Origin of the sequence: Paenibacillus naphthalenovorans (assembly GCF_900099895.1) — a bacterium.
GTDB lineage: Bacteria > Bacillota > Bacilli > Paenibacillales > NBRC-103111 > Paenibacillus_G > Paenibacillus_G naphthalenovorans.
In genome coordinates, this window is the sequence record NZ_FNDY01000006.1 from 169,759 (window position 1) to 194,584 (window position 24,826).

The 24,826-nt window shown below is 50.5% G+C and carries 24 protein-coding genes; 22 read left to right on the forward strand and 2 right to left on the reverse strand.

Translation table 11 applies throughout. The annotated features are described in order from the left end of the window. The first annotated feature begins 46 nt into the window (after nucleotides 1-46). The 4 genes from BLT35_RS08580 to BLT35_RS08595 all read left to right on the forward strand — a co-directional run bounded on the left by BLT35_RS08580 (nucleotide 47) and on the right by BLT35_RS08595 (nucleotide 4,460). Entirely contained in the window at nucleotides 47-232 is a 186-nt protein-coding gene (locus BLT35_RS08580) for a hypothetical protein (RefSeq protein WP_054817903.1), read from the forward strand. Nucleotides 233-324: 92 nt separating this feature from the next. Next, a complete protein-coding gene (locus BLT35_RS08585) occupies nucleotides 325-789 on the forward strand; it encodes a DinB family protein (protein ID WP_074727531.1) in 465 nt (154 codons plus the stop codon). Between the two features lie 416 nt (nucleotides 790-1,205). Beyond that, on the forward strand, nucleotides 1,206-1,955 hold the full coding sequence (locus BLT35_RS08590) for an IclR family transcriptional regulator (RefSeq protein WP_054817905.1): 750 nt from the start codon (nucleotides 1,206-1,208) through the stop codon (nucleotides 1,953-1,955). Between the two features lie 321 nt (nucleotides 1,956-2,276). Next, the gene (locus BLT35_RS08595; protein WP_074727532.1) at nucleotides 2,277-4,460 is read left to right on the forward strand and encodes a malate synthase G; all 2,184 of its coding nucleotides are present in this window, start codon (nucleotides 2,277-2,279) and stop codon (nucleotides 4,458-4,460) included. Between the two features lie 78 nt (nucleotides 4,461-4,538). On the opposite strand, the gene BLT35_RS08600 is transcribed toward BLT35_RS08595, so the two are convergent. Further along, complete coding sequence (locus BLT35_RS08600) at nucleotides 4,539-5,468, reverse strand: LysR family transcriptional regulator (RefSeq protein WP_054817906.1); 930 nt, start codon at nucleotides 5,466-5,468, stop codon at nucleotides 4,539-4,541. Nucleotides 5,469-5,543: 75 nt separating this feature from the next. Here BLT35_RS08600 and aroC point away from each other — a divergent pair, with 75 nt between their 5' ends. From aroC to BLT35_RS08615, 3 genes are all read left to right on the forward strand, one after another. Beyond that, nucleotides 5,544-6,599 (forward strand): chorismate synthase, encoded by a 1,056-nt coding sequence (gene aroC / locus BLT35_RS08605; protein ID WP_074727533.1) that lies wholly within the window; start codon nucleotides 5,544-5,546, stop codon nucleotides 6,597-6,599. A 309-nt stretch (nucleotides 6,600-6,908) separates the two neighbouring features. Then, nucleotides 6,909-7,373, forward strand: a complete 465-nt coding sequence (locus BLT35_RS08610) for an HAAS domain-containing protein (protein WP_175471960.1) — start codon at nucleotides 6,909-6,911, stop codon at nucleotides 7,371-7,373. 203 nt (nucleotides 7,374-7,576) lie between these two features. Continuing rightward, entirely contained in the window at nucleotides 7,577-8,500 is a 924-nt protein-coding gene (locus BLT35_RS08615) for a DMT family transporter (protein WP_062409045.1), read from the forward strand. Nucleotides 8,501-8,617: 117 nt separating this feature from the next. Here BLT35_RS08615 and BLT35_RS08620 read toward each other — a convergent pair whose 3' ends face one another. After that, nucleotides 8,618-8,803: a small acid-soluble spore protein H gene (locus BLT35_RS08620; RefSeq protein WP_054817908.1), complete on the reverse strand. Its 186-nt coding sequence runs from the start codon at nucleotides 8,801-8,803 to the stop codon at nucleotides 8,618-8,620. A 183-nt stretch (nucleotides 8,804-8,986) separates the two neighbouring features. Here BLT35_RS08620 and BLT35_RS08625 point away from each other — a divergent pair, with 183 nt between their 5' ends. The 15 genes from BLT35_RS08625 to BLT35_RS08695 all read left to right on the forward strand — a co-directional run bounded on the left by BLT35_RS08625 (nucleotide 8,987) and on the right by BLT35_RS08695 (nucleotide 24,820). Continuing rightward, nucleotides 8,987-9,910: an AEC family transporter gene (locus BLT35_RS08625; protein ID WP_054817909.1), complete on the forward strand. Its 924-nt coding sequence runs from the start codon at nucleotides 8,987-8,989 to the stop codon at nucleotides 9,908-9,910. A gap of 83 nt (nucleotides 9,911-9,993) precedes the next feature. Beyond that, on the forward strand, nucleotides 9,994-10,218 hold the full coding sequence (locus BLT35_RS08630) for a cold-inducible protein YdjO-related protein (protein ID WP_062409044.1): 225 nt from the start codon (nucleotides 9,994-9,996) through the stop codon (nucleotides 10,216-10,218). 215 nt (nucleotides 10,219-10,433) lie between these two features. Further along, nucleotides 10,434-11,282: a pirin family protein gene (locus BLT35_RS08635; RefSeq protein WP_074727535.1), complete on the forward strand. Its 849-nt coding sequence runs from the start codon at nucleotides 10,434-10,436 to the stop codon at nucleotides 11,280-11,282. A 149-nt stretch (nucleotides 11,283-11,431) separates the two neighbouring features. After that, nucleotides 11,432-11,755, forward strand: coding sequence for an NIPSNAP family protein (locus BLT35_RS08640; RefSeq protein WP_074727536.1), 324 nt, complete (start codon nucleotides 11,432-11,434; stop codon nucleotides 11,753-11,755). 166 nt (nucleotides 11,756-11,921) lie between these two features. Continuing rightward, the gene (locus tag BLT35_RS08645; RefSeq protein ID WP_074727537.1) at nucleotides 11,922-12,608 is read left to right on the forward strand and encodes a PIG-L deacetylase family protein; all 687 of its coding nucleotides are present in this window, start codon (nucleotides 11,922-11,924) and stop codon (nucleotides 12,606-12,608) included. Next, nucleotides 12,580-13,332, forward strand: a complete 753-nt coding sequence (locus tag BLT35_RS08650) for an acyl-[acyl-carrier-protein] thioesterase (RefSeq protein WP_074727538.1) — start codon at nucleotides 12,580-12,582, stop codon at nucleotides 13,330-13,332. The genes BLT35_RS08645 and BLT35_RS08650 overlap by 29 nt, the downstream gene beginning before the upstream one ends. A gap of 549 nt (nucleotides 13,333-13,881) precedes the next feature. Beyond that, entirely contained in the window at nucleotides 13,882-15,024 is a 1,143-nt protein-coding gene (locus BLT35_RS08655; RefSeq protein WP_083351241.1) for an ABC transporter substrate-binding protein, read from the forward strand. Nucleotides 15,025-15,098: 74 nt separating this feature from the next. Continuing rightward, nucleotides 15,099-15,989, forward strand: coding sequence for a branched-chain amino acid ABC transporter permease (locus BLT35_RS08660; protein WP_062409041.1), 891 nt, complete (start codon nucleotides 15,099-15,101; stop codon nucleotides 15,987-15,989). A 35-nt stretch (nucleotides 15,990-16,024) separates the two neighbouring features. Next, on the forward strand, nucleotides 16,025-17,923 hold the full coding sequence (locus tag BLT35_RS08665; RefSeq protein WP_217634708.1) for a branched-chain amino acid ABC transporter ATP-binding protein/permease: 1,899 nt from the start codon (nucleotides 16,025-16,027) through the stop codon (nucleotides 17,921-17,923). Next, nucleotides 17,910-18,614 (forward strand): ABC transporter ATP-binding protein, encoded by a 705-nt coding sequence (locus tag BLT35_RS08670; protein WP_082660787.1) that lies wholly within the window; start codon nucleotides 17,910-17,912, stop codon nucleotides 18,612-18,614. Before BLT35_RS08665 ends, BLT35_RS08670 begins: the two co-directional genes overlap by 14 nt. Nucleotides 18,615-18,723: 109 nt before the next feature. Continuing rightward, nucleotides 18,724-19,893: an iron-containing alcohol dehydrogenase gene (locus BLT35_RS08675; protein ID WP_074727539.1), complete on the forward strand. Its 1,170-nt coding sequence runs from the start codon at nucleotides 18,724-18,726 to the stop codon at nucleotides 19,891-19,893. A 12-nt stretch (nucleotides 19,894-19,905) separates the two neighbouring features. Next, nucleotides 19,906-21,369, forward strand: a complete 1,464-nt coding sequence (locus tag BLT35_RS08680) for an aldehyde dehydrogenase family protein (protein ID WP_062409039.1) — start codon at nucleotides 19,906-19,908, stop codon at nucleotides 21,367-21,369. A gap of 52 nt (nucleotides 21,370-21,421) precedes the next feature. Continuing rightward, nucleotides 21,422-22,567, forward strand: a complete 1,146-nt coding sequence (locus BLT35_RS08685; RefSeq protein ID WP_062409038.1) for an acyl-CoA dehydrogenase family protein — start codon at nucleotides 21,422-21,424, stop codon at nucleotides 22,565-22,567. A 31-nt stretch (nucleotides 22,568-22,598) separates the two neighbouring features. Beyond that, nucleotides 22,599-23,234, forward strand: coding sequence for an RraA family protein (locus BLT35_RS08690; protein WP_175471961.1), 636 nt, complete (start codon nucleotides 22,599-22,601; stop codon nucleotides 23,232-23,234). Between the two features lie 23 nt (nucleotides 23,235-23,257). Then, entirely contained in the window at nucleotides 23,258-24,820 is a 1,563-nt protein-coding gene (locus BLT35_RS08695; RefSeq protein WP_074727541.1) for an acyl CoA:acetate/3-ketoacid CoA transferase, read from the forward strand. Nucleotides 24,821-24,826 lie beyond the last annotated feature (6 nt).

Consider the following 24,826-nt stretch of genomic DNA (forward strand, 5'->3'; position numbering starts at 1 on the left):
AGAAGCTTACGGATCATACTTCGAATGAAAAAGGAGTGGGATCGAAATGAAAAAGTATGTACGGTACCATCCGGATCATCAGGAACGGGAGTATCCCAGGCGAATTGCCGGAACGCTGCTGACGAATCCGAACTTCGCGGAATTGGCCCAATTATTCGGCGGTTACGGAGAACAAATTGACCGGCATGAAGATTTCGCGCCGGCGTTCGGCCGGATTGGAATAAAACCGTAAGCGGCGGAAGAAAACAGCTTGCCCTTCAGTCTGCGGCAGGTTACTATGGTAAAGAAGCATCATCCAATTTGGCGGTTCAGGGGGAGAATTGAATGGAGCACATCGTTTTCAACCAGATCGAACTACATCGAAGCCGTACATTAGAGCTCGTTACCGGGTTGTCCGAGAGTCAGGCGGATATCATACCGGAAGGCTTCAACAACAACATCCGCTGGCATTTGGGGCACATATTGACCACTCAGGAGAGGTTTGCATACCGTTTAATCGGAGAACCGCTCGGGTTACCGGAGGAGTTGATGAACATGTTCCTCAACGGTACGAAACCGGCTGACTGGCAAACCGCCCCTCCGGATTTGCCGTCTCTCATCAAGCTCTTGCAGGAACAGCCAGGCCAAATCCGGCAGCGTCTGCAAGGAAGGCTGGAGCAGCAAATCACGGTTCCGTTTAAAGACTTCAAGCGGCATGACGAAGCGCTGCTGTTTGGCACCTGTCATGAGGCGATGCATGCAGGCTATATCATGGCCCTTAAACGAGCGGCGGCCGTCGCTCAAAGATAACGGAGACCAAAGCCCGGTGGAGCGGCATCCTCTGTCGGGCTTTGTGGCTTTGTGCAGAGAGTCGGACGATTGGCCGGCCTGCCGCCAAGACGGCTTCATATCCTTTATTGAAATGGATTAGTTTTCTCATTTCTTTATGTCTGTTGTGTATAAGCTTGTTCATGCCAGCCAAGAAAAGGTACCATTCCTCCGGATCTCCCCATACGTTTCCCCTCTGCAGTTCCATACCCATTCGACTCTTTCGGGACAGCATTACCCTGTTGCACAAACTGTCTTCTGCGGCGGCCGCACCCATCACGCCCCGGGCATTCGTTATAAAGATCAGTACATTGACTGTTGCCCGAAGCCGTGATAGGCTTAACATCATACAAGTTAAAATACCGAATAACGTTTATTATATCGAAGGAAGTGAACTCATGGAGCAAAAATATGCCGTTCCGGCTCTGGATCGGGCGCATGCGGTACTGACGCTGCTAACCGAGGAGCCCTACAAATGGAAGCTGTCCGACCTGTCCAAGCATTTGGGCATCAGCAAGAGCACGCTGTACTCTCTTCTTCTGACCATGGAACGTTTGCATTGGATCCACCGGGACCGCAACGAGACTTATGCCCTTGGAAGCGCCTTGGGCGATTTCGGGAGTGCTTATTTCCGCCAGTACGACCTTGTTGAAGAATTCCGGCGAACCGCCGAGCCGGTGATGCGCAAGCTTCAGGAATCGGTTCAGCTGGCTCGCTTAGATGGGAGCGATGTACTGTATCTGGCCAAATTAGAAGCGCCGTCTCCGGTACAAATGGTATCCGGGCCCGGGGTCCGGTTCCCGGCACATGCGACGGGCTTGGGAAAAATTCTGATGTCCGACATGGATGCCGAACAGGTCCGCCGCATATTTCCGCAGGAAACGTTGCATAAAGTTACCGTGCATACCATCGGCTCCCGGGAGGCGTTCCTGCAGGAGCTGGAAACGGTCCGCCGCAACGGATATTCCTTGGACATTCAGGAGGGGGTAATGGGATTTTGCTGTGTGGCTGCACCCGTTCGCCGCCGCAGCGGCGAGATTATCGCGGCGGTCAGCTGCTCCATGCCCATCCATCACTGGGAAGGAAAGAGAGAAGAGGCGATCCGTGAAATTCGCGCATTAGGGCAGCGGTTGTCAACAAGTATGTAAGATGAATGATCAGATCAAGCCACAGTCTGACAATCATTCCGATCCCAAGCCAGAGAGGGAAAGGGATGATTGTTTTTTTTTTGCTGAAAACTCATTGACACAAACTAAAAACTGTGGGAAGATGATGTCAAGGCTAAATAAAGAACGTTGTTCAAAATAATGAACAAGGAGGGCGGATAGTGATGATGCCGGGATTTGACAAGGCACAGCTGCAAACGATTTCGTTCGTGAATCGACGGGAGAGATCTTCACGAGCCGTTGGAAGGCCGAGGATTCAAGTGAGAGCTAATCAATCATTTGATAAGTAAAGGAGAATGAATGATGGTACAATATGTGAAAACAGGAAATCTTCAAGTTGCTCCGGCCCTTTATCAATTTATTAATTCCGAAGCTTTACCCGGCAGCGGGGTGGATCAGGAGCGGTTCTGGTCCGGTTTTGAATCCTTGATCCATGATTTGGCACCCAAAAACAAGGCGTTATTGAAAAAACGTGATGAAATCCAGCGATTGATAAATGAATGGCATAAGGAACATAAAGCAGAGTTTGAATTCGAAAAATACAAGGCGTTTTTGCAGGAAATCGGTTATCTGGAGCCGGAAGCAGAGGATTTTCAGATTACCACCCAAAAGGTCGACGATGAAATTGCGCGGCAGGCGGGTCCGCAGCTGGTTGTGCCGGTCAATAATGCCAGATATGCGCTTAACGCTGCGAACGCGCGCTGGGGAAGCCTGTACGACGCTCTGTACGGAACGGATGCGATTGATGACGAAGGAGGAGCTCAGCGTACAGCGGATTACAACCCGGTTCGTGGCGAGAAGGTCATCGCCTACGCCAGAGATTTTCTCGATCAAGCGGCTCCGTTAGCAAAGTCTTCACATCGGGAAGCCGTCCGGTATTCGATCGTTGAGGGGCAATTGGCCGTTTCGCTTCGCAGCGGAGAGACTACCGGACTCCAGGATGCTTCCAAGCTTGCGGGGTATCAGGGAAGTCCCGAGGACCCTTCGGCCGTATTGCTTCAAAATAACGGGCTGCATTTTGAGATTCAAATCGACCGTAACCATCCAATCGGCCGAACCGATCAGGCTGGCGTGAAAGACATTCTTCTGGAAGCTGCGTTAACGACGATCATGGATTGTGAAGACTCGGTTGCCGCTGTCGACGCCGAGGACAAGGTATTGGTATACGGCAATTGGCTGGGGCTGATGAAGGGGAACTTGTCCGCTACCTTCCCGAAAGGAAATAAAACCGTCACACGGACGCTCAATCCCGACCGGTCATATACGTCTCCTGCAGGAGAGGAATTCACCTTGCCCGGCCGTTCCCTGTTGTTTGTCCGTAACGTGGGACACTTGATGACGATTGATGCGATCCTGGACCGCAATGGCGAGGAGATTCCCGAAGGGATTTTGGACGCGGTTGTAACGGGTCTCATCGGCAAGCATGATCTTTTAAGAAACAGCCTGTACCGGAATTCGCTCCAGGGCTCCATCTATATTGTCAAACCGAAAATGCACGGGTCCGAGGAAGTGGCATTTGCCAATGAGCTTTTTGACCGTGTGGAAGATCTGCTCGATTTGGAACGCAATACGCTGAAAATCGGGGTGATGGACGAGGAGCGCCGCACGTCTCTAAACCTGAAGGCGTGTATTCGCGAAGTAAAGGATCGCGTTGTGTTTATCAATACCGGGTTTTTGGACCGTACGGGAGACGAAATTCATACTTCGCTGGAAGCGGGACCTATGATTCGGAAAAACGCGATGAAATCATCCCGGTGGCTGCAAAGCTACGAGAAATCGAATGTGAGCATCGGACTGGCAACCGGATTACAGGGCCGTGCCCAGATTGGCAAAGGGATGTGGGCCATGCCGGACCTGATGAAGGATATGCTGCAGCAAAAAATCGGCCAGCTGCAGGCCGGCTGCAATACGGCGTGGGTGCCTTCCCCTACAGCGGCTACCCTGCATGCCCTCCATTACCATCAAGTGAATGTAACGGAAGTTCAAAATCAATTGAAGCAAGCGATTAAAGATTTCCGGGATGATATTTTGGACATTCCCGTAGCCGAAAACCCCGAATGGAGCCCAGAAGAAATTCAGCAGGAGCTGGACAACAATGCACAAGGGATTCTGGGCTATGTAGTTCGCTGGGTAGAGCAGGGGATTGGCTGCTCCAAGGTACCGGATATTAATAACGTGGGGCTGATGGAGGATCGTGCCACCCTGCGCATTTCCAGTCAACACATGGCTAACTGGCTGCACCACGGGATTTGTACGAAGGAGCAGATCGTAGAGACCATGCAACGTATGGCCAAGGTGGTGGATGAGCAGAATGCCGGTGATCCCGCATACCGTCCGATGGCTGCCGACTTTGAACACTCCGTGGCATTTCAGGCTGCCTGCGAGCTGGTGTTTAAAGGATACGACCAGCCAAGCGGTTATACGGAGCCGATCCTGCACCGCCGCCGCAAAGAATTTAAGGCGAAGATCGCTGTACAGAACGCTTGATTTATAAATCGTTAACGTGATCCCGATCATTCATTTGTTGAATGGTCGGGATTTGTTGTGTATAGCGGCGCGAGCGAATCAAGAAGCCGTAAGCAGCTCCATAAACCGTGCGGCAATGAGAGACGGGGAATGTTCGCGCAGCATGGCTATTCCAACGGCACGGGGCGGGATCGGCTCGACCGTTTGCAGCTCGAACAGCTGTCCGGCATCCAGTTCTTGCTGGACAAAGGACCGGGTCACGAAGGCGGTGCCGTAGCCGCGCCGGGCCAGCTCAAGCAGCATCTCCATACTGTTCAATTCTATGTCCGCCTCAACCTTATAGCCCTGTGCGTACAGCCACTGCTCCACGAATAGTCTGGTGCTGCTTTCCGAAGACAGCAGGAGAAGCGGGATTTCCGCTAATTGTCCGGTTGTAATCGGCTGTCCGGATAGCGCACGATAGGCATTCCCTACGACAAAACAATCCTGGATGTCCAGCAGCGGCTTCACCTCCAGGCCGGGATCATCCACGGGAAGATGGACGAGACCCAATTCAATTTGCCCGTCCTTTAATCTTTTTCCGATATCGGCGGTTTTGCCTTGGGAAAGACGGATACGTACTCCGGGATAATCGGCATGGAACTGATCGAGTGCGGGCAGCAGCAGATGCCTAATGAACGGTCCGCTTGCGCCGATCCGCAGCTCGCCGGCTGTCAGGCGCCTGAGAGACTGAATTCGTTTCTCTCCGGCATCCAGCAGGGCAAAGGACTGTTCCACATATTCGAACAGAGCGCGGCCTTCCGATGTTAAATTCACCCCTTTGGAAAGACGATCGAACAGCTTTACTCCCAGAGTCTCTTCTAATTGTTTGATCGCATAACTAACCGAAGGCTGGGTAATGTGAAGCGCTTGTGCGGCTTTGGTCAAATTACCGAGCTTGGCGGTATACAGAAATATGCGATACCACTCCATCGCTACTGTTTTGATATAGAACACCTCTATGACATGATTAAAATATTGTGATTTCATTTATTTCATGAGTGAAATTATAATGGAACCAGTCGAAGGTGTCAAAAGGATTCAAAATACCAAGGGGGAAAGGCGATGGCAGGAAGTTCGTTCGGTGATTTTCTGAAAATCACGACGTTTGGGGAATCTCACGGAGAGTCGATCGGAGTGATTATTGACGGGGTTACGCCCGGAGTGGAAATAGACGAGCAGTACATTCAGATTCAAATGGACCGGAGAAAACCGGGGCAGTCCTCCGTAACGTCTCCCCGCAAGGAATATGACCAGGTATATATTCAATCCGGGGTCTACGAGGGCAAAACGACAGGAACGCCGCTTTTTATCACGTTATACAATAAAGATATGAGACCCGAGGCTTATCGCGATATTCAGCATTCCTTCCGGCCGGGGCATGCCGACTTTACGTATTTGAAAAAATACGGCATCCGGGATCATCGGGGAAGCGGCAGAGCATCGGGCAGAGAGACGGCCGCGAGAGTGGCTGCGGGTGCCGTGGCGCGCAAGCTGCTTGAGCGCAGAGGCGTCAGCGTCGTAGCCTATACGAAGGCCATTGGCGGAATCGAATGCGCCGCCTTTATTGAGGATCAAATCGAACGCAATGCGGTCAGAGCCTGCGACCCGGAAGCGGCGGTTCGGATGATAGAGAAAATTGAAGCTTTGGCGGCGATCGGGGACAGCTGCGGCGGCATTGTGGAATGCAGGATTCGGGGGGTGATCCCCGGCTTGGGAGAGCCGGTGTTTGACAAGCTTGATGCGGATCTTGCCAAAGGGATGCTATCGATCGGCGCTGTAAAAGGAATCGAATTCGGAGCCGGATTTGAGGCAGCCGGAATGCTGGGCAGCGAGCATAACGACCAGATGAACGCGTCCGGTTTCTTAAGCAACCACTCGGGGGGCATTCTCGGAGGAATCAGCACCGGGGAAGAAATCATCTTCAGGGTTGCCGTTAAGCCGACTTCCTCGATATCTGTCCCACAGCAAACGATCCGTACCAGCGGAGAAGAACAAGTCATTGTGACGAAGGGCAGACATGACCCGTGCATTTGCCCGCGAATTGTCCCTGTAGTCGAAGCCATGGCCTGCCTTGTCATCGAAGACCACTTTAAGCGTCATGCGGCTCTGCATCACTAATATCGCAGCAAAAAAGGGGATGCCCCTCAGCCTTTGCAGCTTGGGGTAATCCCTATTTTCCTTCCAGCGGCCTTTCTAACGTTTTTTCGCTTCTCTAAAATATATACCCTCACCCAATATTTTCGCCGAAAACACGCCGAACACCAGAGACCACACCGGAGCGGCAATTCCCAAAAAAGATACGTTCGATACGGCGATCGCAAACGCAAACACGGTGGAATAACGTTAGGAGGACTCGGAAAAAGCCGACGAGTTCAAGTAAGGCACCTCCGGCATCAACTGTGTTCTATTATAAAATCCTCTGAAGATGTGTTTGGAACAAATCCCAAATCCTATTGCGACGAGTTAATGAAGGAAATTCCCAAACGCACGATGCGGGAGCGGGTCAAGCTTATGTTTCTGATTCCGCTCCTGCTGCTCCAATGGAAGCTGATTGAAGGCTTCGGCGGTACGCTTCTGCTATCGCTCTACGACCTCGTCGGATACGTTATCGCATCCTTGGCCGTCATCGGTGTCATGTGGATTGTACTTCGCAAAACGGCATTCAAGCCGAACAAGGCGGCGGTCTGGATGATTTTCGGCCTTGCTCTCTGGTCGATTATGATTTTTATCGGGTTAGAGCTTGCCGGAAGACATGTTTGGCCGGAGGGTCCGCACATTGAAATGCATGGAACTTCCGCCTATGTATTGGCTGCCGCAGGTTTGGTGATCCTCCTCGCCTCTCTTTTTTGGACCAGCTTTAAGAAGCTGTACCGAAGACCAAAACAAAGCTGAAATGGCAGGGGAAACGGGCTGCATATATTTTAACGCATACAAGCTAGCAATAAGCCGATTAGGGGAGATAATGAAGATTTATGAACCAATCCAAGGCTAAATCCGTTTTCCGAGTCATTTTCCTTGTTCGACAGGACCTGGAAACGGGAGTATGATTCGGAGTGTCGGTTTATTTCTTGTTAGATGAGGAGACGAAACGGTTCATGATTCGTTCATATCTACTCCTGCTTTTTTGCGTTACTTGCTGGGGGAGCAATTTTGTATTCGGTTCGATATTGGTGAATGAATTTCCGCCCCTGCTTCTAGCGGCACTTCGATTGACCATGACGTCCTTATTTCTTGTCGCTTATGCATGGAGCACCAAAAAGCTGAAGTACCTGAATCCGCGGGATTACTTGCTGCTCATTCCGCTGGGCTTTATCGGAACGCTGCTCAATCAGGCAGCTTTTTTTACTGGGCTTGAAACGGTTAACGCTACAACAGCCTCACTGATCCTGTCCCTTGCACCGATTACGATCGCTTTGTTGGCGTCGGTGTTTTTAAAGGAAGCCATTACAGGGCGCATGATCGCAGGGTCCATCGTGGCGATTCTGGGCATATTCTTTGTAGTAGGGAAATCCGACGGGTTGAATGTTTCTATAGGCACTGTATACATCCTATTTGCTATGCTTACTTTTGCCGTATCCATCATCATGATGCGTAAATTGACAGAGCGGATCGATCCATTTGTTGCTACGGTATATTCGACTGTGATCGGTTCCGGTATGGTGATCCCGGTAGCGGTCATCAAGGAGCCCTTAAACCATGTCAGTCCCCATCTTTGGGCTTGGGTGATGCTTATCGCAACGGCTATTGTGATGCAGGGCTTGTGCGGTTTAATCTGGAACATGCAGCTCAAGCGTGTAGGTGCGGGCAAAGCATCCATATTTTTGAATCTGCAACCCTTTGTAGCCATGATCGCCGGTTTTGTTCTCCTGGGCACACCGGTGACCGCCATTCAAATCTTCGGATCTATATTTATAGTCGGGGGCGTTGTGCTGGCCACATCCCGCAAAAGAGATAAAGCGAATGCTATGAAGCATCCGATATCTGCGCCTAAACCGGCATCTGTCCCCAAAAGTCCATAATCCATTCTGAACCCCCAGGATAAAAAGCAAGCATAGCCAGTAAGCCGTGATTCCGGCGTGGCTATGCTTATTTTGCTGTTTTATTCGGCTTCTTCCTTGCCCATTCAAATCAAGGTTTTATTCCTCATGCTCTTCCAAAAGGTCTAATGGAACACTTTGTTCATTTTCAGGCTCGTTGAGGGGGTAGATCCTGGCTGTTTCTGTCTGCTCATCTACTTGTTGAATATAAATGGGAACCCCCTGATAAGTGACATTGGCCATAACAGGAGAAGAAGCAATCTCACTGGCTCGCGATTTGTTCATCGTCCTAACCTCCATTTATTTTAATTAACGGATATTAATGTGTTCTTTAAATGAAATTATTATTCTTGAAGCTCTTTCTTATAGGACGCAGCTATCGGGCTTATTGAAAATTCATCTTAGACGAACGCTTGTTAGTGGTATTATATTGAGTAGGAATTGAACTTAATAGAAAGGATGCCCGGCATGTTTCAGACGGTTGTTTCAACTCTGTTTCAAGTTATTGTGCCGCTGTCCGTTCCCGTTATTGCGGGAGCCCTCCTGGGACGGTACAGAAATCTGGAAACGAAGCCCCTCATGACCCTGTATTTATATTTTTTAAGTCCGGCTCTGATTTTGGATACGTTGAATCGTGCGAATCTTTCTTTTGACGACATCTACAAGACGCTTGCCTTCTGTATTCTCAATCTGATATTGATGTGGGCCGTTGCCAATGGATTAGGCAGAATTCTGAAATGGTCCTCCTCTGAAATCGCAGGCCTGACTTTGATCTCTACATTCACGAATGCTGTGAATTACGGGCTTCCGCTCGTTTTGCTCGCTTTTGGAACGCTCGGATTGGAAAAAGCATCGATTTACGTCATTATCCAAATGATTATCGTGAATACGATAGGGATCTATTTTGCCGCCCGTTCCCAGTTTTCTGTGAAAAATGCCATTCAATCCGTATTTTCACTTCCGGCGATTTATGCGGCGATGTTGGCAGTCGCACTGCGGACTTTAGACGTGGATTTGCCGGCGGGAATTGAAAAAGGGGTCTCGCTGGTTGCTGCGGCTTATTCCCCGGTGGTATTGGTCATATTAGGGGCGCAAATGGTCAGCGTAAAGAGCGCCGAGATGGATGCAAAGCTGCAGACCCCGTTCTGGATGGGGATGACGGTACGATTGCTCGTGGCCCCGGTTGTGGCCTGCTTCGTGTTATATGTACTGAACATCGAAGGCATCTTGTTTTCGGTTATGCTGCTTTTGGCTTCGATGCCCGTGGCCGTCAATGCGGTGATTTTAGCGGAGAGATTTAACGCCTCGCCCAGGGTCGTTTCGAAGTGCATTCTATGGACCACGCTTGCTTCCTTTATCGTATTGCCTGTTATGATCGCACTTGTGAAATAAATGGGTAAGGGACTTGCATTTTGGCCCTCATGTGTACCATAATAAATAGTCAACATTTTTGGGAAGGTGGGTTAATCACAAGTATGTCAACATCGACTTCTGAGGCACAGACACAAGAAATGAAGGAAATCCAGATTTGGAAATGCAAAGACAGCGAATGCAACGCCTGGATCCGGGATGAATTTGTAACGGAGGCCGCTCCCAGCTGTCCGCTATGCAGCAGCATGATGGAACAAAGTAAAAAACAGGTTCCGCTGGCCGTTAAAAAAGTGAGAAAAACGTTTATTATGGGAAAAAGAAGATTCTAGCACTTATCTTAATACATAACGAAGAAGCCGACGGCATGCTGCCCGTTCGGCTTCTTCCTTTTCCGGGCGGAGAGAGCATCTTCTCCTAAGAACGCCATCCAATTAGCAGAATATTATATAGTCACTTGATAAAAGTAAGTAATATTTTTATAATGATCCTAACACCTTGCTTTCGATCAACCACTAATGCGAACAAACAAGGGAGGCATCCGTTCATGAACGATCAAGCTCATGTATTCCAGCGGGATATTCACCGTGTCTGGACTGCGAAGAAAAACCGGATTAGTCCGACTCATCAGAACAGCTTCATCCTGGAGCCGGGGCATTGGCAGGAATATGATCCATTCCTGATGCTTGCCGAGGACTGGTTTCAAAGAGGCTCATTCAATAACCATCCACACCGCGGCATCGAAACCGTTACGTATGTGATACAGGGAAGGCTTGAGCATTACGATAGCCAAACCGCAGGAAAGGACGAGCTGCTCCCCGGCGACGCACAGTGGATGACGGCCGGGCGCGGAGTGATTCATAATGAAGATCCTGCCGAGGGTGAAACCGTTCATTCCCTTCAGCTTTGGGTTAATCTGCCCAGCGGGGATAAAATGATGGAGCCGCGATATCAGAACCTTCGAAGCGTGGATATGCCCTTGCGGGTGGAGGAAGGAGCGACGATCCGCGTATTCTCGGGCTCATCGGGCGGTGTAGCGTCCCCGACGAAAAACGTTGTTCCCATTACGATGGTGGAATTGAATGTAGAACCGGATGCCTCCGTAAAGCAGGATCTGCCCGGCTCCTATAATGGTTTTATATATATTCTGGAAGGGGAAGGGTTGTTCGGGAAGGAACGTACAAAAGCCAGTGAGGGCCAGGTCCTGTGGCTGGGTTCTGCAGGGAGCAGCCGCGAGAGCGAGGTTGAGATCACGGCCGTCACCAGGCTCCGTGCTTTGTTGTACGCGGGACAACCGCTGCACGAGCCCGTCGTCGCCCACGGCCCGTTCGTCATGAACACGATGGAGCAAATTCGTCAAGCCTACGAGGATTACCGTAACGGAAAATTTGTGTAAGGCGCTGCAGCTTCTATGAATTTTGGTTATTTGCCCGGCGGAGAAAGTCGTCTATAATAAAACAAGTAAGGACAAATCCTGATGACCTGACCTGGAATGCGCAAACAACGTGATTTGGCCGGACCTATTATTGAGAGGAGAAATGTGATATGCTTTATGAACTCCGTATTTACCATATTCATCCAGGAAAAATGCAGGCAATCAACGACCGGTTCTCCAATCACACCTTGCGTATTTTTGCAAAGCACGGTATCAAGGTTATCGATTTTTGGGAGGATATCAACCCTGAGCATAACCGGCTTTATTATGTCCTTGAATTTGCGGATAAGGAAGCACGCGAAGCGGCATTTAGCGCTTTCCAAAGCGATCCCGAATGGCAGAAGGTCAAAAGCGATTCCGAGAAAGACGGCCCGATCGTAGAGAAGCTGGAAAGCATTTTCCTTAAACGGGTGGCCTATTTCACCCGCGGGTAGCGCCTCAAACGACTTTACCGGCAGCCCGTTATCTTCTTGAGGTATAAAATATACGATCCGCCCTGCTTTAAAGAGAGGCTCCGGCTTATCTTGGAAAGGGGCGGATTTTTTCGTAGCATGACTTCAACGCCTTCATGGAATATAATAATGTAAGGAGGCTGATGAAATGAGTCAAACCGTAGGGTTTATCTATGCTCATCCCGACGATGAAACTTTTCTGAGTGCATGCCTGATCAGGCAGCTTGCGGATCAAGGTCATCGTACGGTTCTTCTCCTGGCCACGAAAGGGGATGCCGGTCAAAAGAACGGTTACGACAGCCATTTAAGCAACGGGGAATTGGCTGAGGTCAGGGTCAAAGAAATGGAGAAGGCTGCCGAAATCCTGGGACTGTCTGCAGTCGAGCATCTAGGGTTTCCCGACGGCAAATCGAATACCGTGGATGAAAACATATTTATTGACGGCATCGTCAACTTCGTAAATAAATATGAACCGTCGATGCTGTTCACCTTTCCGGCAGACGGCGGAAACTTCCATCCTGATCATATGACCATATCCAAAATGACAACGGCCGCCGTATTAAGCGGAAGATGCCCGTCGGTAGGCCGGCTTTATTATGCCATGTCCAGTACGTTAATGGAGAACGGTTACAAGCCCTCCATCGTCATAGATACCGAACAACAGTGGCCCATGAAGGCGGAGGCGCTAAAAGCGCACAAGTCTCAAATGTTTGCGATTGAACGTTACTTTGGGAAGCTGGATTCGTTTCCGGAAAACCGTCGGTACGAATTGTTTGTACTGGCTTGGGAAAAAGGGAGGATGAACCATGCGGGGCTCGTGGAAGGACGACTATAAGATCAGCTCGGATTATACCGATTTCAGGGCCCAATGCCGCCTGTCCTCTTTATTGGCTTTAATGCAAAGAGCAGCGGATGCTCATGTGGACGATATGGGAGTTCCTTGGCAGGAGATGAAGGACAGCGGAATGGGCTGGATGCTGATCACTTTGGACATCGAGTTCAAGCGAATGCCCCGGATATTGGAGACGGTTTCTATCCAAACCTGGAATAAGGGAACGAAGGGGGTATTATGGTTACGGGATTACCGCGTGCGGGATGCGGACGGGAACCTGATGATCCAATCCAGATCGGTATGGGCCCTTGTCGATGTGGGAAAGAGAAAAATACTTCGTCCCTCCGCGTTTCCGTATCGGCTGGATGTTCACGCCGAAGAATCCATTGGCGATGTGCCCGATAAAGTGCAGGTTCCGCCGGATGTGCCGCTTTCCGAAGCTTATCGGATGCAGGTGCGCTACAGCGGAATTGATGCTAACGGACATTTGAACAATTCCCGTTACGCAGATATTTGCCTGGATGCTCTTGACGAAGAGGAGTTAAAACTATCGCTGCACAACTTTCGGATTACATACCACAATGAAGCGCGAATGGGAGACGACATCCTGGTGCTAAGGTCGGATCTAAGCGAAGGAAGCATTTATTTCAGAGGGGAATCCACGGAAGGCAAGCCTTTTTTTGAGGCTTGTCTAGTTGTCGGATTGCAAGAGAAGAGCAGTCTATAACGTTCAAAGTTATAGACTGCTCAGGGGGATGTCCCATAAGTCACCGAGGTGACTTATGGGACATCCCCTTTTTGTTGTGCCCTAAGATTTGGTGAAAGAAAATGGATGTGGTTCCAATAAGGATCAGAAGCAGTCATTGTTTGGGACTCGGGCGGTACCAAACATATTTTCTCCGCACAAATGGAATCAGGAATATTCCCGCAAGCGGGATGCGAATAGCCAACAGCAAAAAGGGCGGAACCATTTCCGCCCAATATTTGGCCGCTTCAAACCGCATTCCTTATCCTTACTTTATTAAAGTAAAGAATATTTTAGCTTAAAAGGGAATATTTGAATAAAAACAGAGCCTTCATTGTGCTGTAAAAAAACAATTGACAAAAAATTGAAGTCGGAATATATTAAATAATATCGTTAATCGATAATCTATAAAATCCAATTTGAAAGCGCTTAACAAAGGGTGGTGAGGTATAATTTATCATATTCTACAGTTGTGAAAAAAAGTCGGAGCAGGCGATTAAAAAATAAGTGATGTCAGAAGGGGTGTAACCATTGAAAAAACGGATTCGCGCAATACTGGGTATGTGTTTGGCGGCAAGCATGATCATTGTATCCGCATGCGGAAGCAGTAGCGGAGGCGCAGATGATCAAGGCGAAGTGATTAAAATCGGTATGGTTGCCGACCTGACGGGCAAATCCGCACTCACCGGCGAGTTTAAAAAACGCGGCGCTCAGATTGCGTTAGACGAGATTAACGGGGCCGGCGGTGTAGATGGTAAGAAGATAGAACTGGTGGTCGAGGACGATCGCGGTACGAACGACGGTACGGTATCCGCATTTCAAAAATTAATCTCCGACCCGGATATCGTGGCGATCATCGGTCCGATCACGAGCACCAATGCGCTCTCCATCAATGAAATCACCAAGAAAACAGGCATTCCCGTCATGATCGGCGGCACAAATGTCAATTTAACCACCGAATTGAAAAACCAATGGTTTTTCCGTTTCAGACCGAGCGACGCTTATTCCGCCAAGACGATTGTCGATTTCTCGACGGACAAATTAGGGAAAAAGAAGGTCGCTATTGTGTATGATACCGATGCATTCGGCACGGCGGGCAAAGACATGCTGGTCGCTGAATATAAGAATAAGGGAATTACGCCGGTCCTTATTGAAGGCTATACCGCGAATACCAAAGATTTTACTCCGGTGCTGGAAAACATCCGCAAGTCCGGTGCTGACGTCATCAACGGCTTTATGACGGCTTCCGCGGATGTGGCCCAATTGGTCGTTCAGATGAGACAGCTTGGCATTCAGGCGGAATTTGTTTCTTCAGCGGCGGGGGCCCAGACGACGACGCTCAAATTGGCGGGTGACAAATTAAACGGGATATATGGTGTGAATGATTTTGCGCTGGATCAAAGCGAGGAGACCAAAAGGTTCGTTGAAAACTTCAAACAGAAATATACGGATGTGCCGGATTTATTTTCAGGCTGGGTGTATGATGCCCTGCATGTGCTGGCCAAAGTCATGGCGGAAAAAGGGACTTCTCCCGATCAGATCCGCGAGGGAATTTTAGCCGTGAAGGGACATAAAGGGGTTGAAGGGGAATATAACTTTGATCCAAACGGCGACGGCCTGCACTCCTACACTGTCGTTCAGGTCGTAAACGGTGAAATTGTAACCGTAAAATAAAGCGAACCAAAGGCTGAATTCGGCAGGCGGCCCATGCCGCCGGATTTGGCCGATACTCGAGGAAGGGGAAGTTTATGGAACTGTTCAATATGCCCCTGCAGCTTCTGGTCAGCGGGATGGCGATAGGAAGCATTTATGCGCTTGTGGCGCTGGGATTTGTGTTGATCTATGTATCCGTGAATGTGGTGAACTTCGCCCAGGGCGAGTTTACGATGATGGGTGCATTCGTCGCTTTTACCCTTGTGGTTTCGCTTAATCTGCCAATATGGGTTGGCCTTATTCTCGGGACGCTCATTGTCGGCGGAATCGGGTACTTGTTTCAGCTGACCGTTTACCGTCCTTTTGCCAAACGGAACAAAGCGTTCTTGGCGGTAATGATCAGTACGCTCGGCGCTTCCATGATCATTCAAAATATTTTCCTGCTCGGTTATGGCGCAGTGCCTTTGAAGCTGCCGCCTTTATTTGCAACGGACACGATCAACATCGGAGACATCGTCGTATCCGTCCAGTATCTTGCGATCCTTTGCTGCGCGATTGTTCTGCTGATTCTGCAGTACTTGTTATTTGAAAAAACACGATTGGGCAAAATGATGCAGGCTACTGCACAGGACCCGGAGACCGCCAAACTGATGGGCATTAAGGTTTCCCATATGCAAGCGCTGACATTCATCTATAGCGCGGCCTTGGGAGGAGCGGCCGGCATTCTCGTTGCTCCGGTGTTTATGATTAGCCATACGATGGGCGCGATCATCGGCTTGAAAGCTTTTGCCGCCGCAATCGTGGGCGGGTTGGGCGATGTCAAAGGCGCCATTATCGGAGGCCTGATGATTGGCATCGCGGAAACCTTTGCCGCCGCCTATATTTCCGGACCTTATAAAGACGGCTTTGCGTTTTTGTTCCTGATCCTTTTCCTGATCTTTAGACCTTACGGGATTTTTGGAGAAAAAGTCGGAATGAAAGCCTGATGCCCTGATGCAATACATGAGTAGGGAGTGTGTCTATGCAAACCAAAACCATGCAAACCCAATCGATACAAAGCAGTGGCGGTATGGAAAAAGAACTGAAAAGCTTAAAGCCGGCGCAGCCCATTTTCATTGTAGTGGGTCTGGTGCTTGTCGTTTTTGCCTTTTGTCTCCCTTTTTTACTGCCGGGGGGACGCCTGGGCAACTACTATATGACGGAATTATTGCGGACAACGGTATTTTGCTTTGCTACGCTGGGATTGACGGTAGGGATGGGGTATGCCGGACAAATCTCGCTGGCCCAAGCGGCCTTCTTCGGATTGGGAGCTTATTCTCTTGCATCAACGACGGTGCTGTTCGGCTTGCCGTATTGGGCCGGGGTCGTATTGGCCTTAGTCATTCCGGTCGTAACGGGATTATTCCTGGGCGCGATCTCTCTTCGGCTGGTCACCCACTATCTGGCGTTAGTTACGATAGGATTTCAAATCATTATCCAGCTTGTGCTTCATAACTGGAAGGGGGTTACCGGCGGTGCCGACGGATTAAGCAGCATTCCCCGTCCGTTCGGCATAGAGGATGCAAAATGGTTCTACTGGTTCTGCCTGGCCGTTTTATTCCTGTGCATCCTCTTTGTTTACCGTTTGAAACATTCAAGACTGGGGCGGGCATTATTCGCGCTGCGCGAAGATGAACTTGCCGCATCGGTCGCAGGCGTGGACCTGTTCAAAACGAAAATGCTGGCGTTTGCCATATGCTCCACATTGGGCGGGATCGGCGGAGCTTTGTACGCATCGGGCTACGGCTATATCAGCCCGGATGTCTTTATCTTTGAACAATCGGTCACGTTTTTTGCGATGCTGATTACCGGAGGAGCGGATTCCATTATCGGTGCGCTTGTAGGTACCATATTGTTAACCTGGCTGCCGGAATGGCTGAGGTCTTTTAAAGAATACTATTTGGCGATTTATGGCGGTTTGATTATCGTGTTCCTGATTTTTTTGCCGAACGGGATTTGGGGAGTGGTCAGCGGTCTTTATGGCCGGCTCATCAAAAAGAAAAGCAGGGGCGGCAGTCCGGAAAAGGCCGGCGCGATCAAGTTTGTTGAAGGAAAGAGCCTGTCTTATCTGGAGCAAGCCAATGCTGCAACTCCGATAAGAGAGGATCAAGTGATTTTTGAGGTAAAAGGCTTAAAGAAGCATTTTGGGGGCGTCAAAGCGGTTGACGGCGTTAATTTTAATGTGAAAAAGGGCGATGTTCACGTGCTTATCGGACCGAACGGATCCGGCAAGACGACCGTGATTAACGTATTAAGCGGGATCTACACGGCGACCGAAGGGATTGTCAAATATCGCGAAAAAGAGATCACCAATCATAAGCCTCACCTGATCGTACAAATGGGAGCCGCAAGAACGTTTCAAAATATTCGTTTGTTTCCCGAGCTTTCGGTTATCGATAACGTCATGATTGGCCAGCATACCCGGACCAAAGCGAATCTGTTCCATGTGATGCTGAATTCCAGATCCGCCCGGGAGGAAGAAAGAAAGATCAGGGCCAGGGCGGAAGAAGCGCTCGCTTTTGTAGGGTTCGATAACTATTTTGAGAAAGTGAAGAATCTCTCCTATGGACAACAAAGGCTGGTGGAGATCGCCAGAGCGCTGGCAGCGGAACCCGATTTGCTTTTCCTGGATGAACCGGCTGCAGGGATGAATCCGGAAGAAACGCAGGAGCTGATCAAGCTGATCAAACGGATGAACGAGCTCGGCATTACGATGCTGCTGATTGAACACGACATGCAGCTGGTTTCGCAAGTGGCCGATTACATTACGGTACTGGACTTCGGTAAAAAAATCAGTGAAGGATCCGTGGAACAAGTATTGAATGATCCGGAAGTGATTAAAGCTTATCTCGGGGAGGAATTTGTGCGTGCTGAGACTTAACGGGATCGAAACAAGATATGGCGAGATTGTTGCGCTTCGCAATGTTTCACTTGAGATCAGGGAAGGGGAAATCGTGGCTCTGCTCGGTATGAACGGAGCCGGCAAGTCCACAACGCTCAAAACGATCTCCGGGCTGATTCGCCCGAAAACCGGAACGATCGAGTTTATGGGACAACCGATTGATCACATCGCACCGGAAGAAATCGTCCGCCGGGGACTGGTTCATGTGCCTGAGGGAAGAAAAATTTTCCCCGGGCTCACGGTCAGGGAAAATTTAATCCTAGGAGCAACCGGCAGGAAGGTTCCCATGCATATCGTGAATCAGGATATCGAGGAGATTACCCAGATCTTTCCCGATCTTATCCCGTTGATGGATCGGCTGGGGTGGTCGCTTTCCGGAGGGCAGCAGCAGATGTGTGCCATCGGAAGAGGACTGATGGCAAAGCCTAAACTGCTGCTGCTCGATGAGCCTTCCCTTGGGCTGGCTCCGGTCATTGTTCAAAATATGTTTCAAGCGATTAAGCAAATCAATCAAAGCGGCACTACGGTGCTGCTGGTCGAACAAAACGCGAGACAAAGCCTGGCTATCTCCCATCGCGGATATGTATTGGAAGCCGGCAGGATCGTGGCCAACGACGATGCGTCCAAACTGCTCGACGAGATTAAAAATGCCTATTTAGGAGCGCATTAATGAAAAGCAAGGGCCAAAAATCATCTTTACGAATGACGGCAATTTTGATATGATTAATTCATTATAGATTATCGATAATCGATAAAAATAAACAAAAGGTCGTGAACCGATGAACCTCGTCTTGGATTCCTTTGAATTTGGTCTGCATACGCAAATTTACTACGGAGTAAACAAAATTAACGAACTGCCGACGATTATCCGTAAGTACAACTACAAAAAAGTATTGATTTGTACGGATAAAGGGATCGTGCAATCCGGTAATTTGAAGCGTGTGGAAAGCCTGCTCAGCAGTGCGGGAATTGAATTCTTCACTTTCACGGAGGTAGAACCGGACCCTACCATCGAGATTGTGCAGCATGTGAAAAACCTGTATATCGAGAACGGATGCGATGCACTCATCGGTATGGGTGGAGGCAGTTCTATCGACACGGCCAAAGGGGTATCCATTGCCGTCGTGAATGCCGGAGACCTGACTCAATATGAAGGAAAAGACAAAATTCCGAACAAGGGCCCTGAGATCATCACCATACCGACGACGGCAGGCACCGGATCGGAGGTGACCCATGCTACCGTACTAAAAGATAACAAACGCCATTATAAAATGGGGATTCTAAGTCAACACCTGCATGCCAAAGCGGCTATTCTCGACCCTCAATTACTGACCACCGTGCCACGAGGGGTGGCGGCGATCACAGGCATGGACGCGTTAAGCCATGCGATCGAATCGTATACTTCCAATCAGACGCAGCCGATTACCGAAGCGTTCGGATTGTATGCGATCCGGTTAATCGGACGGCATCTGCGCCCATTCGTGGCACGCAGGGCGGACCTGAACGCCGCATCGCATATGATGCTCGCATCTACGATCGCCGGTGCGGCGTTCATTTGGGGACGAATCGCAGCGGTTCATGCCATCTCGCATCCGCTCGGAGGACGTTTGGGCGTTGCGCACGGCCTTGCCAATTCACTGCTGCTTCCCGTCGTCATGAGATACAACGTAAGCACCAACTATGAGAAGTTCAGAGATATTGCGGTCGCGCTTGGCGAGAATGTGGAAGGCTTAAGCTTGCGCGAGGCTGCCGAACGTTCCATTACTGCGGTGGAACAGTTGATTCACGATTTGGAAATCCCTACGACGTTAACCGCTTTGGGTCTGCATCCATCCGATGACGAGCTGGATGTAATCGCGAAAGAAGCCTTTGAATCCGGGATGACGAGTGCCAATCCGAAGGATTGCACAACGGCGGACTTACGGAGAATGATCGAAAAAATCAGATAAGGGGAATCCACAATGGGAAACGCACAGCAAACCGCTATCCAGGTGAACAATTATATCGGTGGACGTTGGGTTGCATCCGAATCCGGAGAAATCATCCAGAGAGAAAACCCGGCAAATACCAGTGAGATCGTAGCTGTTGTAACCAATGCTACGAAAGAAGAAACGATTCAGGCTGTGGAGTCTGCTCACGAGGCCTTTCAAACCTGGTCTAAAGTGCCTGCCGTCAAACGTGCCGAGAAGATCTACAACGTTATTGATGTCCTGGAGAGAAGAAGGCAGGAAGTGGCTGAACTGCTCACCCGAGAAATGGGGAAGCCGATCAAGGAAGCCCACGGTGAAATTACGAAAGCGATCAACGAGGCGCGCTACTCCGCCGGAGAAGCGCTTCGATTGACGGGAGAAACGCTTCCAAGCGAGCGTGCGGGGATTCATGTCAGGACGATCCGTGTCCCCAAAGGGGTGATTGCCGCCATTTCTCCCTGGAATTTCCCGCTGGTGACTCCGCTTCGTAAAATCGTTCCGGCGCTGGCCGCCGGGAACACCGTTGTATTTAAGCCAGCAACGGTGACGGCGGCGATGGGCGCGAAAATCATTGAATTGTTCGAAGAAGCGGGGCTTCCGGCAGGCGTGCTGAACCTGATTGTCGGTTCGGGCCGAAGCGTGGGAAATACGCTCGTCTCGCATCCGCTGGTCAAAGGCGTAACCTTCACCGGCTCAACGGCCGTCGGGTCCGGTATATATAAACTGGCGGCGGAACGTCTGATCGAAGTGCAGCTGGAGATGGGCGGTAAAAATGCCGGCATTATTTATGACTATCCGGATGTGAACGGAGCCGTCGATCAGATCTTGGCCGCAGCCTTCGCGGCGAGCGGACAGCGATGCACCTCGATCAGCCGGATTGTCGTACAAAGATCGAGAGTCGAAGAGGTCACCCGGGCTTTGACGGAAAAGCTGGCCCAATACGTCATAGGTGACGGGATGTCGGACAAAGTGAACATGGGCCCGCTGGTCAGTCAAGACCAATTGGATACGGTGGAGCAATATGTGCGCATCGGGCTAGAGGAGGGCGCCGTTTTGGCGGCCGGGGGGAAAAGGCCGTCGGGGGTGAACGGAGGCTATTATTATGAGCCGACGGTATTTACGAATGCAGCGCCGGACATGAGAATTGCCCGGGAAGAAATCTTTGGTCCTGTCCTTGTCGTGATACCGGTGGACAGCTTTGATGAAGCCGTTCAAGTGGCCAATAACAGTGAATACGGTCTGGCTGTGTCCTGCTTTACGCATCATATGCCGTATGCGGAACAGGCCGTGGAAGAAATCGAGACCGGCATGATCCATATCAACAATGGAACGATCAGCGAATCTCACGTTCCCTTCGGGGGGCTGAAGCATTCCGCCGTCGGCCCGTATTCCATCGGTTCGACAGGCAAGGATTTCTTGACCGCACTTAAAGTCGTATATTCAAGCTCGAAATAAAGCGGATGACGCCGTGTGCCAATTTACTATGATATTTTGGGAGAGTTGACCAATGGGCTACGAATTGACAGCAGAGCAGTTGGAATGGCAGGCGGTTGCGCGGGAATTCGCCTCGCGCAAGCTGACGCCGGCCAAGCATTGGCTGGAGGGCGAGGATTTCTGGAAAAACGCGGAGATGCTCTCCGAGCATGGATTTCTCGGCATTACGCTGCCTGAAGAATACGGCGGGATGAATCTGGATTTATTCAGTGCGATGCTGATTATCGAGGAGCTGTGCAAAGTATGTCCGACCAGCGGACGGATGGTGTATCATACGGGTCCGGGCATCGCCAATTTTATAAATCATCTGGGGACTCCGGAGCAGAAGAGTAAATATTTGCCCAAAATTGCGGCGGGTAAATATTACGTCGCTTTGGGCATGAGTGAGCCGGATGCGGGGAGTGCGGCTACCGATCTGAAAACGACGGCTGTGGAAAGCGGCGATTATTACAAGCTGAACGGCTCGAAAATCTTTGTCAGCGAAGGGCATCTTGCGGATGCGTTTGTCGTGTACGCCCGATTCGGCAATTCGGGCAAACCGTCCGATATCGGGGCCATCCTGGTGGAACGCGGAACGCCGGGCTTTTCGGTCGGAGTAGCCGAGGAAAATATGAGCGGCGAATACCAGACCGCGCTTTATTTTGATGAAGCGCTTGTTCCGAAAGAAAATGTACTGGTGACCAAAAATGCATTTAAAGCCTTAATGGGCGTGTATAACGGAGTGCGTCTCGGCTATGCGGCCCAAACGCTGGGCATTGCGCAAGCGGCCTTCGATCGTACCTGCCAGTACGTGAAAGAGCGCAGGCAGTTTGGAAAGGAGATCTGTGAGTTTCAGGGTGTGCAGTGGATGATTGCCGACATGTATCTGCAGCTGGAAGCTGCCCGGACTCTGCTTTATAAGGCGGCCGCCGAGGTGCTCGACAGTGCAATCGATAAGACGTCCGTGAGTATAGCCAAGGTTTATGTTGCGGAAGCCGCGAAAAAAATTACGGACGATTGCCTGCAGCTTCATGGAGGATACGGCTTTTCACGAGAATACCCGCTGGAGTGGTACTACCGCTGTGTCCGTGCGGCCTCGATTGCGGGCGGTACGGTGCAGGTTCACAAGACGATGCTGGCCGCAGCCGTACTCCAAAGAAAATTCGATCAGCGGAAGTAAAAGACAATCTCACAGGGAGATGAGAAGAAGGATGATTGATCAAAGCGCGGCTGCGTTAACCGAACAATTGGCACAGTTCGATGCGGCGATTGTTTCCGATTGCCTGACGGGCAATGAACACGCCATGACGGCGAATATCAAGCCGCTGGACCGCCGCTTCAAGCTTTGCGGGCCTGCACTGACGGTCAAGTGCCACCCCGGAGATAACCTGATGCTGCACCTGGCCGTGGCCAGCGCCAAACCGGGGGATGTGCTGGTCGCGACAACGAATCAGCACTATGAAGCGGGCTATTGGGGAGAAATTCTCACCATTGCAGCTATGGAACGCAATATTAAGGGGCTCGTGATCGACGGCAGCGTCCGGGACATTGAACAAATCATCGATTTTGGATTCCCGGTATTCACGCACTCGGTATCGATCAAAAAAGCGGAGAAAAAAAATACCGGCAGGCTAAATGCTCCGATCGTTGCGGGAGGTACGGTCGTCCATCCGGGAGATATTATTCTTGCCGATGCCAGCGGCGTAGCCGTGGTTCCTTCCAACCGGCTGGAAGAGATCGTGCGGGCGGCTCAAGAGAAGGTCGAGTTTGAAAAAACGGTCATCGAACAATTGAAGCAGGGAAAGCTCACGGCTGACTTATTTGACCTGCGCAAGTATGAAATCTAGCAAGAAAGGAGGGGGAAGAGACAATGTCTGCATACCAGAGAAGCGTAACGACTCGCTCCAAGGTCATGACGGCGGAAGAAGCCGTAGCGAACATTCCCGATGATTCGACGATTACTATCGGGGGCCTGATTTCGATTCTATGCCCGGAAAAAGTCATCTCGGCTCTGGGCCATCGGTTCGATAGCTGCGGCAGTCCTTCCAACCTGACGGTCATTTCCCCGGTTCGTGTCGGATGGGATAAAGAACGAACGACGGGACTGGATCATCTGGCAAAGCCCGGCATGCTGAAAAGGCTGATCAGCGGAAGCTTTAATGTCAAGGAAAGCCCCAGGATTACGGAAATGATCCGCAGCAATCAAATTGAAGCGTACAGCTTCTCAATGGGAACGTTATTCCATCTCATCCGGAGCATGGCCGGCGGCAATAAAGGCATGTTCACGCAGGTCGGACTGCAAACGTATGTGGATCCCCGGATTGAAGGGGGAAGGCTGAACGAAAGAACGACGGAGAGTCTGAATGAGGTTATCGAGGTGGCTGGAGAAGAATATCTTTATTACCGTCCGCTGCCTGTCCATGCTGCAATCATCCGCGGAACGACGGCCGATGAGGACGGCAACGTCTCCCTGGAGCATGAACCGGTGACGCTGGCCGGCTTAGAGATGGCGATGGCTGCCAAGGCTAACGGGGGATACGTTATTGTTCAAGCCAAGAGGCTTGCCGCCAAAGGTTCGATGCATCCGCGTTCCATCGCCGTTCCGGGTATTTTAGTCGATGCCGTCGTGATTGATCCTGAGCAAAAGCAAAGTCTGCTCGAATATCATCATCCGAGCTGGACGGGAGAGATCAAGGCCCCGATCGATGACATAGCCGAGCCGCTTCCCCTGGACACCAGAAAGATTATACTGCGCAGGGCTGCGGAAGAATTGGCCCCGGGCTCCGTCGTCAATCTGGGGGTCGGTATTCCGGTTTCCTTGCCGCAGTTATTAATCGAAGAGCATTTTTTCGATCAGGTTACGTTTTCTCTGGAGCACGGCGCCGTCGGCGGGATTCCGATGGGGGAGGAAGTGTTCGGAGCACATATCAATCCGACGGCCATTCTCACTTCTCCGCAAGCCTTTGACTATTACCATAGCGGAAGCTTGTCGGCCAGTCTGCTTGGCTTTGCGCAAATTGACGGAGCCGGCAATGTCAACGTCAGCAAGTTTAACGGCATTTTTCGCGGTTCGGGCGGCTTTATCGATATCGTTCACCGTACAAAGAAAATCTTGTTTTGCGGCACGCTGACGAGCGGAGGACTCGAAGTCCGAATTCGCGACGGGAAGCTGGCTGTTGTGAAGGAAGGACGGCATAAGAAGTTTATCCCGCAGGTAGAGCATTTGACATTCAATGCCGATGCCGCCAGACAAAAAGGGCAGGCACCTTTATACATTACAGAGAGAGCCGTATTCCGGTTGGGTGAAGAAGGCCTGGTTCTCGCCGAATACGCTCCGGGAATCGATATAGAGAAGGAAATTTTGCCTTATATCGATTTCCCGGTGACCATTGATCCGGCAGTCAGGCCGATGTCTTCCCATATTTTTGAGTAAGGAGAC

Bases quoted from the DNA above. Each gene is read 5' to 3' on its own strand.
- BLT35_RS08580 (WP_054817903.1), top strand. From the start codon at position 47: ATGAAAAAGTATGTACGGTACCATCCGGATCATCAGGAACGGGAGTAT.
- BLT35_RS08585 (WP_074727531.1), top strand. From the start codon at position 325: ATGGAGCACATCGTTTTCAACCAGATCGAACTACATCGAAGCCGTACA.
- BLT35_RS08590 (WP_054817905.1), top strand. From the start codon at position 1,206: ATGGAGCAAAAATATGCCGTTCCGGCTCTGGATCGGGCGCATGCGGTA.
- BLT35_RS08595 (WP_074727532.1), top strand. From the start codon at position 2,277: ATGGTACAATATGTGAAAACAGGAAATCTTCAAGTTGCTCCGGCCCTT.
- BLT35_RS08600 (WP_054817906.1), bottom strand. From the start codon at position 5,468: ATGAAATCACAATATTTTAATCATGTCATAGAGGTGTTCTATATCAAA.
- aroC (WP_074727533.1), top strand. From the start codon at position 5,544: ATGGCAGGAAGTTCGTTCGGTGATTTTCTGAAAATCACGACGTTTGGG.
- BLT35_RS08615 (WP_062409045.1), top strand. From the start codon at position 7,577: ATGATTCGTTCATATCTACTCCTGCTTTTTTGCGTTACTTGCTGGGGG.
- BLT35_RS08620 (WP_054817908.1), bottom strand. From the start codon at position 8,803: ATGAACAAATCGCGAGCCAGTGAGATTGCTTCTTCTCCTGTTATGGCC.
- BLT35_RS08625 (WP_054817909.1), top strand. From the start codon at position 8,987: ATGTTTCAGACGGTTGTTTCAACTCTGTTTCAAGTTATTGTGCCGCTG.
- BLT35_RS08630 (WP_062409044.1), top strand. From the start codon at position 9,994: ATGTCAACATCGACTTCTGAGGCACAGACACAAGAAATGAAGGAAATC.
- BLT35_RS08635 (WP_074727535.1), top strand. From the start codon at position 10,434: ATGAACGATCAAGCTCATGTATTCCAGCGGGATATTCACCGTGTCTGG.
- BLT35_RS08640 (WP_074727536.1), top strand. From the start codon at position 11,432: ATGCTTTATGAACTCCGTATTTACCATATTCATCCAGGAAAAATGCAG.
- BLT35_RS08645 (WP_074727537.1), top strand. From the start codon at position 11,922: ATGAGTCAAACCGTAGGGTTTATCTATGCTCATCCCGACGATGAAACT.
- BLT35_RS08650 (WP_074727538.1), top strand. From the start codon at position 12,580: ATGCGGGGCTCGTGGAAGGACGACTATAAGATCAGCTCGGATTATACC.
- BLT35_RS08660 (WP_062409041.1), top strand. From the start codon at position 15,099: ATGGAACTGTTCAATATGCCCCTGCAGCTTCTGGTCAGCGGGATGGCG.
- BLT35_RS08665 (WP_217634708.1), top strand. From the start codon at position 16,025: ATGCAAACCAAAACCATGCAAACCCAATCGATACAAAGCAGTGGCGGT.
- BLT35_RS08675 (WP_074727539.1), top strand. From the start codon at position 18,724: ATGAACCTCGTCTTGGATTCCTTTGAATTTGGTCTGCATACGCAAATT.
- BLT35_RS08680 (WP_062409039.1), top strand. From the start codon at position 19,906: ATGGGAAACGCACAGCAAACCGCTATCCAGGTGAACAATTATATCGGT.
- BLT35_RS08685 (WP_062409038.1), top strand. From the start codon at position 21,422: ATGGGCTACGAATTGACAGCAGAGCAGTTGGAATGGCAGGCGGTTGCG.
- BLT35_RS08690 (WP_175471961.1), top strand. From the start codon at position 22,599: ATGATTGATCAAAGCGCGGCTGCGTTAACCGAACAATTGGCACAGTTC.
- BLT35_RS08695 (WP_074727541.1), top strand. From the start codon at position 23,258: ATGTCTGCATACCAGAGAAGCGTAACGACTCGCTCCAAGGTCATGACG.